This is a genomic window from Brevundimonas sp. (assembly GCF_024711105.1).
Classification (GTDB): Bacteria; Pseudomonadota; Alphaproteobacteria; order Caulobacterales; family Caulobacteraceae; genus Brevundimonas.
In genome coordinates this window covers 1-6,661 of the sequence record NZ_JANJTL010000089.1, presented here as the reverse complement: position 1 = coordinate 6,661, position 6,661 = coordinate 1, and the positions used below count along the sequence as shown (strand labels likewise).

At 69.9% G+C, this 6,661-nt stretch carries 6 protein-coding genes; 5 read left to right on the top strand and 1 reads right to left on the bottom strand.

The genetic code is table 11. The features are described 5' to 3' along the window. On the top strand, positions 1-896 hold an 896-nt coding region (locus Q0M60_RS06420; protein ID WP_296817497.1), incomplete at its 5' end, for a DNA polymerase. Between the two features lie 9 nt (positions 897-905). Here Q0M60_RS06420 and Q0M60_RS06415 read toward each other — a convergent pair. Next, the gene (locus Q0M60_RS06415; protein WP_296817495.1) at positions 906-1,163 is read right to left on the bottom strand and encodes a hypothetical protein; all 258 of its coding nucleotides are present in this window, start codon (positions 1,161-1,163) and stop codon (positions 906-908) included. Positions 1,164-1,261: 98 nt separating this feature from the next. On the opposite strand from Q0M60_RS06415, the gene Q0M60_RS06410 reads away from it, so the two are divergent. The 4 genes from Q0M60_RS06410 to Q0M60_RS06395 all read left to right on the top strand — a co-directional run. Beyond that, on the top strand, positions 1,262-4,681 hold the full coding sequence (locus Q0M60_RS06410) for a type ISP restriction/modification enzyme (protein WP_296817493.1): 3,420 nt from the start codon (positions 1,262-1,264) through the stop codon (positions 4,679-4,681). Continuing rightward, entirely contained in the window at positions 4,678-5,028 is a 351-nt protein-coding gene (locus Q0M60_RS06405; protein ID WP_296817491.1) for a hypothetical protein, read from the top strand. Before Q0M60_RS06410 ends, Q0M60_RS06405 begins: the two co-directional genes overlap by 4 nt. A gap of 502 nt (positions 5,029-5,530) precedes the next feature. Then, on the top strand, positions 5,531-6,340 hold the full coding sequence (locus Q0M60_RS06400) for a hypothetical protein (protein ID WP_296817489.1): 810 nt from the start codon (positions 5,531-5,533) through the stop codon (positions 6,338-6,340). Positions 6,341-6,358: 18 nt separating this feature from the next. Next, positions 6,359-6,661: terminase family protein (locus Q0M60_RS06395; protein ID WP_296817486.1), on the top strand; the 303-nt coding region annotated here is incomplete at its 3' end.

Sequence of the window (6,661 nt, the reverse complement as noted above, 5' to 3'; positions counted from 1 at the left end):
AGCTCAAGGGCACCTATACGGACGCCCTGATCGCCGCCGCCGACCCCGCGACCGACCGCGTCCATACCAGCTATCAGCTGGCCGCCGCCTCGACCGGGCGCCTGGCCTCGTCCGACCCGAACCTGCAGAACATCCCGATCCGCACCGAGACCGGCCGCCAGATCCGCCAGGCCTTCATCGCCGAGCCGGGCCACGTCCTGATTTCAGCCGACTACAGCCAGATCGAGCTGCGCCTTTTGGCCCACCTCGGCGACATCCCCGAGCTGAAGCGCGCCTTCAAGGCGGGCCTGGACATCCATGCGGCCACGGCGTCCGAGATGTTCGGCGTCCCCGTCGAGGGCATGCCGGCCGAGACCCGCCGGCGCGCCAAGGCCATCAACTTCGGCATCGTCTACGGCATCTCGGCCTTCGGCCTGGCCAACCAGCTGGGCATCGACCAGGGCGAGGCCGGGGCCTACATCAAGACCTATTTCGAGCGCTTCCCCGGCATCCGCGCCTATATGGACCGGACCCGCGCCGAGGTCCGCCAGGCCGGCTTCGTCTCGACCATCTTCGGGCGCCGCATCCACATCCCGGCCATCCGCTCCAAGTCCAACGCCGAGCGCCAGTTCGGCGAACGCGCCGCCATCAACGCCCCGATCCAGGGCGCGGCGGCGGACATCATCCGTCGCGCCATGATGCGCATGCCCGGCGCGCTCAGGGACGCGGGCTTGCAGACGCGCATGCTGCTGCAGGTGCACGACGAACTGGTCTTCGAGGCCCCGGCCGAGGAGGCCGACGCGGCGCTTCCGGTGATCCGCCGGGTCATGGAGACGGCGGCCGAGCCGGCCGTGGCGCTGTCAGTGCCGCTGACGGTCGACGCGCGGGCGGCGGGGAACTGGGACGAGGCGCATTAGGGGGCGGCCTTAGGCCGCCTGGCGGCTTAGACGCGTGACCTGAGCCTCGAATTCGGCGCAGGCGGCGGCCTTTTCATCCGGCTCCAGCCAGTTGGTGGTCTGGGGCATGACCGTGGTCCAGTAGCGCAACTCCTTGTCGGAGAGCGGCATGACCTCGGCGGCGCGCAGCCGATCGAGCAGGGCGTTGACGCGCCGACGCACGGCCTCGGGATCGACCTGGGCCAGCGCCTGGGGTGTGGCCCCTCCGAAGAGATCGAGCTGCGACATCGGACCGATGTTCCCGTGATTCGCTTGCGGGTCCAGCGCGAATGACGGTTGCGCCGCGACGACCCACAGGCGATTGATTCTGCTGTGGAGGGATGGGGATGACGCTCGACGAAGCGGTTTCGCGTTTCGGCAAAGACGCCAAGGACAAGCTGAACAATCCCGGCGCTGATGGGCAGCCGGAAGATCAGCTGCGCAATCCGCTTGAGACCTTGATCAAGGACCTGGCGGGCCTCGCGGGATTGCCGGCGGGCGCGGTGGTCCTCGTGGGCGAGAACAGCCTGGCCGACCTCATGGTGCGGCCGGACTTCGCGGTGACGCGCCACAAGGCCCTGGTCGGCCACATAGAGGTCAAGGCGCCCGGCAAGGGCGCCGACCCGCGCAGGTTCACCGACAAGCACGACAAGGCGCAATGGGCCAAGCTCAAGGCCCTGCCGAACCTCATCTACACCGACGGACAGTCGTTCTCGCTGTGGCGCGACGGTGAGAAGGTCAGCGACATTCTCAGCCTGGACGGCGACCTGGATACTGCGGGGGCCAAGCTCAAGGCGCCTCCGGCGCTGGCGGCCCTGATATCGGACTTCCTCGCGTGGGATCCAGTTCCGCCGCGAACGCCAAGGCAACTCGCCAAGATGACGGCGCGTCTCTGCCGCCTGTTGCGCGACGAGGTGCTCGAGGAGCTGGATCGGGGCGCCGAGCCGCTGCACGCCCTGATGAAGGACTGGCGCCAGCTCCTGCTGCCGGACGCGAAGGAGGCGGAGTTCGCGGACGGTTACGCCCAGGCGGTGACCTTCGGACTGCTGATGGCGCGGGCACGCGACATCACCCTGGCGGACGGGCTGGACGCCACCGGCAAGACGTTGAGCCAGACCAACTCGCTCATCGGCTCGGCGCTCAAGCTGCTGACCGAGCCAGCCGAGGACGGCAAGCTGCTGCAGACCTCGATGGACACCCTGGTGCGGGTGCTGGACGTGGTCGAGTGGAAGGAGCTGGCCAAGGACCAGCCGGAGCCCTGGCTCTACTTCTATGAACTGTTCCTGGAGGAATACGACTCCCGCCTCCGGAAGAAGACCGGCAGCTATTACACCCCGCCCGAGGTGGTGACGGAGATGGTGCGGCTGGTCGACGAGGCGCTGCGCGCGCCGGACCGGTTCAACCGACCGCGCGGGCTGGCGGCCACCGACGTCAAGCTGGCCGACCCGGCCGTCGGCACGGGCACCTTCCTGTTGGGCGTGCTGTCGCGGATCGCGGACACCATCCGCGACGACGAGGGGCCGGGCTCGGTCCCCGGCGCCATCCAGGCCGCGCTGGAGCGGCTGATCGGGTTCGAGCTGCAGTTTGGGCCGTTCGCGGTGGCGCAGCTGCGGCTATTGGCCGAACTGATCGACCTGAGCCTGACGGGCGACGAGACGCCGGCGGAGCGGGAGGCCATCGAGGCCGCGCTATCCGACGGCCTGAGGCTCTACATCACCGATACGCTAGGCGATCCCGACGAGGAGGCGGCCTGGATTCCGCACCCGGTCCGCGCGATCGCGGAATCGCGCAAGCAGTCGAACCGGGTGAAGCGGCACGAGGCGATCACGGTCGTGCTGGGCAATCCGCCCTACAAGGAGAAGGCCAAGGGACGCGGCGGCTGGGTCGAAAGCCGGGGGCCGGGGTTGAAGTCGCCGCTGGACGATTGGCAGCCCCCGGCTGACTGGGGCGTGGGCGCACATGCCAAGCACCTGAGGAACCTCTACGTCTATTTCTGGCGCTGGGCGGCGTGGAAGGTGTTCGGCGGCGACCCGTTCCGGGGCGGGACCGACCAGGCGGCGGCGGACGACTGGACCCGGCGCCAGGGCATCGTCTCCTTCATCACCGTGGCGGGGTTCCTGAACGGGCCCGGCTTCCAGAAGATGCGGGCGGACCTGCGCCGCGACGCGGACGAGATCTGGGTCATCGACTGTTCGCCGGAGGGCCACCAGCCGCCGGTGGCGACGCGCATCTTCCAGGGAGTGCAGCAGCCGGTGTGCATCGTCATCGCCCTGCGCAAGGGCCCGACGCGCCCGGAGACGCCCGCGAGGGTCCGGTTCCGGGCCCTGCCCGAGGGGCCGCGCGCCGCCAAGTTCGCGGCCCTGGCCGCCATCGGCCTGGACGACGACGGCTGGGTCGAGGCGCCCAGCGAGCCGCGCGCGCCTTTCCTGCCCCCCGGGGAGGCCAGTTGGGTGGGCTATCCGGCCTTGGAGGACCTGTTCGTTTACAATGGCTCGGGCGTGATGACGGGGCGCACCTGGGTGATCGCGCCGGACGCGGACAGCCTTCGGAGACGGTGGACAGACCTGATCACTCAGAAGGAGCCGGCGAAGAAGTCAGAGCTGTTTCACCCGCACATGAACGGGGACAGGACCTTGACCAAGGTCGTCAAGGAATCCCTAGAGGGCCACAAGCACCCGCCGATCAGCGTGGACGACGAGAAGGTCGGCAAGGATGGGAAATACATGGGGGCGGAGCCGGTTCGCTACGCATTCCGCTCCTTCGACCGCCAGTGGTTGCTGCCGGACAATAGGCTGATCAACCGGGCCAATCCCGCGCTGTGGAAAGGCCATTCGGATAGGCAGGTGTATGCGACTGGGCTGATGGCGCACTCGCCGTCAGCCGGGCCGGCACTGACGTTCTCGGGACTGATTCCGGACCTTCACCACTACAAGGGCTCGTTCGGCGGACGGGCCTTCCCCCTCTGGCAAGACGCGGAGGCCACGCTGCCCAACGTCTCGCCAGGACTGCTCAAAGCCTTGGGCGAGGCGTACGGGGCGACTGTTACCGCCGAGTACGTGATGGCCTATATCGCCGCCGTGGCCGCTCACCCGGCCTATGTCGCGCGTTTCCGGGGCAACCTGAAGCAGCCGGGCCTGCGAATTCCCGTCACGGCGCATGGCGAGACGTTCAAAAAGGCCGTCGAGCTTGGCCGCGAGGTCATCTGGCTTCACACTTTCGGGGAGCGCTTCTCAGACGATCGGCCATCGGGGGCGCCGCGCGTAACGGACGGGCCTGAACCGACCCTCGCCAAGCCTCTGCCCAAGACGCTGGACGAGATGGTTCACGAACTGGAGTACGACCCCGGCGCCCAGCGCCTGACCCTCGGGTCCGTCAAGGTCGACGGCAAGTTCGAGCCACGGTTCATCGACAACGTCAGGCCCGAAGTCCGGGACTATGAGGTGTCGGGCAAGAACGTTCTGGACCAATGGTGGAGCTATCGCCGCAAGGACCGATCCAAGCCACCGATGGGTGACCGCAGGCCCCCTTCGCCCCTGTCGAACATCCAGCCTGACCAATGGCCGGCGGAGTACACCACCGAGTTGCTGAACGTCCTGCGCGTCCTGACCCGTCTTGTGGCGCTGGAGCCGCGACAAGCGGACCTGCTGAAGACCATCGTCGAGGGACCGCTGATCGAGGCCGACCTGCTGATGGGGGCGGGGGCGCTGTCGGAGGCGTCGGCGGAGCCGACCGTGGTGGACGAAGACGAAGGCGGGGGGGAGGAATGAGCGACCCGGTCAAGCGCAATCTCTCCGGCATGTTGCAGCACATGGCCGCCGAGGAAATCGACCCCGGTAAGCAATTGGCCGACCTGGAGGCGGCCCAGCGGCTAACTCCGGAGGATCAGGCGCTGGCGAATCTGATCTCGGGGATCAGGGCCAACTCGGCCACAGGACTGACCTATGTCGCGATCAACGACGCACACATCATCGGGCCGGACGACACGCCGCTGGATGGGCAGATATTCGTTCGACGCGTCGATGGAACGTTGACGCCGATCACCGGGGGAGAGCTCGCCGAGTTCGCCACAAGGTACCGAGATTTCGCGAAGAGGTGGCGCCTTCGGGAGGACTGACGCCACCCGCCCCGCCGCGCCTCAAGGACGCTGCGCGCCGCTGGCGCGGCAGGGCTTGAAGCCCTGTCCTTGACCCGCGTCGGGTCGGACGGCCGAGGGCTCGGCGTGAGGCGAAGGGGGCCTTCGCCTCGACGGGGTGAGGCGGGGACTTAACCCCTACCGGTCATCCGGGCGAAGGCCGGGGGCCAGATCGTAGGGTTGGGGCGGGGGCGGATTGTTCAGGGCCGTGCGAGCCGCCGCCCCCTCCACCACTTCGTGGTCCTCCTCCCCCGCAATGCGGGGGAGGAGACAGGATAACGCCCGGGTTGATGCGGGGGTCGGGAGGCTCGCTGCGCTCGACCCCTCATCCGTCAGGCTGCGCCTGACACCTGCTCAGGCTCCGCGCTGGCCTACGGCTCCCACAAGGGGAGACGGGCGTTTGGTGGGGCCCCGCGATGCGGGGGTTCGCCGGCTGCGCCGGGGATTTCGTCACCGGCGTTCGGGGCGGCCGTAGGCTGTTGCGATGGGCGAGGGGACGGTTTTCGACGGGCTGACGGACGCGGCCTGGGCGCCGCTGTGCCGGCGGGTCCAGGCGGGCGAGCGGGCGGTCGAGGTCGCAGGGCAGGCCGGGGTGAAGCTCGCGGCGCTTTATCGGGCGCAGCGGCGGCTGGGGCTGCGGGTGGCGGACCTGCCGCCGGAAGCGCGGGCGCAGCGGCGCCGGCGGGCGCCCCGGTTCGAGGACCGGGCGGACGACTATCGCTATCGGCCCGCTGACCTGTGCGAAGGGGACTGGCGCCGGTGCGCCGCGCTGTACGCCGACGGCTGGTCGAGCGAGGCGCTGGGGCGGCTGTTCGGCCGCTGTGACAGCGTGATCCGGCGCGGGATGGGCCTGCGGCGGGTGGCGCGCAAGCCCACGTCCGAGCGGACGGTGAAGGCGCCGCCTCGCGGCCTGGACGTTCCGCCCAGGCCCTCGGCGGACCCGGAGGTGCGGGCGGCGTGCGCGGTGGAGCTCGATCCCGACGACCTGGTGGCGAGCCTGGCGGCGAGCGATGCGGCCAAGGCGCGCGCGGCGCAGGTGGGGCTGCCCCAGGCGGTCGGGCTGCTGTGCAACATGGACGTGGCGATGGTGCGGGCGGCGAAGGCGCGGGGGCGGCTGGCCCTGCTTCGCCCGGGGGGCTTCGCAGGGTCCCCCTGCCCGGAGGGCGAGGGGGAGGCGGCGTGGGCGGAGCATGGGGTGGTGCTGCATCCGCATCAGCGGGCGCCGGAGGGGGAGTGGGCGACGTGGCTGATGCTGGGCGGGCGCGGGGCGGGCAAGACGTTCGCGGGGGCCTAGTGGCTGGCGGAACAGGCGATGCGGCTGGGGGCCGGGGGGCGGCTGGCGCTGGTCGGGGCGACGCTGCACGACGTGCGCGAGGTGATGGTCGAGGGCGCGAGCGGCCTGGTGGGCCTGCCGAGGTGGACGCGGGCCGACGGAAGCTGGGACGGGCCGGTCTATGAGGCGGGGCGGAGACGCGTGCGGTTTCCGGGCGGGGCTTATGCCTACGCCTTCTCGGCGGAGGATGCGGACAGCCTGCGCGGACCGCAGTTCCACGCGGCCTGGGCGGACGAGTTCTGCGCCTGGGCGGGGGATCCGGGGCGGACCCTGGCGGTGCTG

Bases quoted from the DNA above. Each gene is read 5' to 3' on its own strand.
- Q0M60_RS06415 (WP_296817495.1), bottom strand. From the start codon at position 1,163: ATGTCGCAGCTCGATCTCTTCGGAGGGGCCACACCCCAGGCGCTGGCC.
- Q0M60_RS06410 (WP_296817493.1), top strand. From the start codon at position 1,262: ATGACGCTCGACGAAGCGGTTTCGCGTTTCGGCAAAGACGCCAAGGAC.
- Q0M60_RS06405 (WP_296817491.1), top strand. From the start codon at position 4,678: ATGAGCGACCCGGTCAAGCGCAATCTCTCCGGCATGTTGCAGCACATG.
- Q0M60_RS06400 (WP_296817489.1), top strand. From the start codon at position 5,531: ATGGGCGAGGGGACGGTTTTCGACGGGCTGACGGACGCGGCCTGGGCG.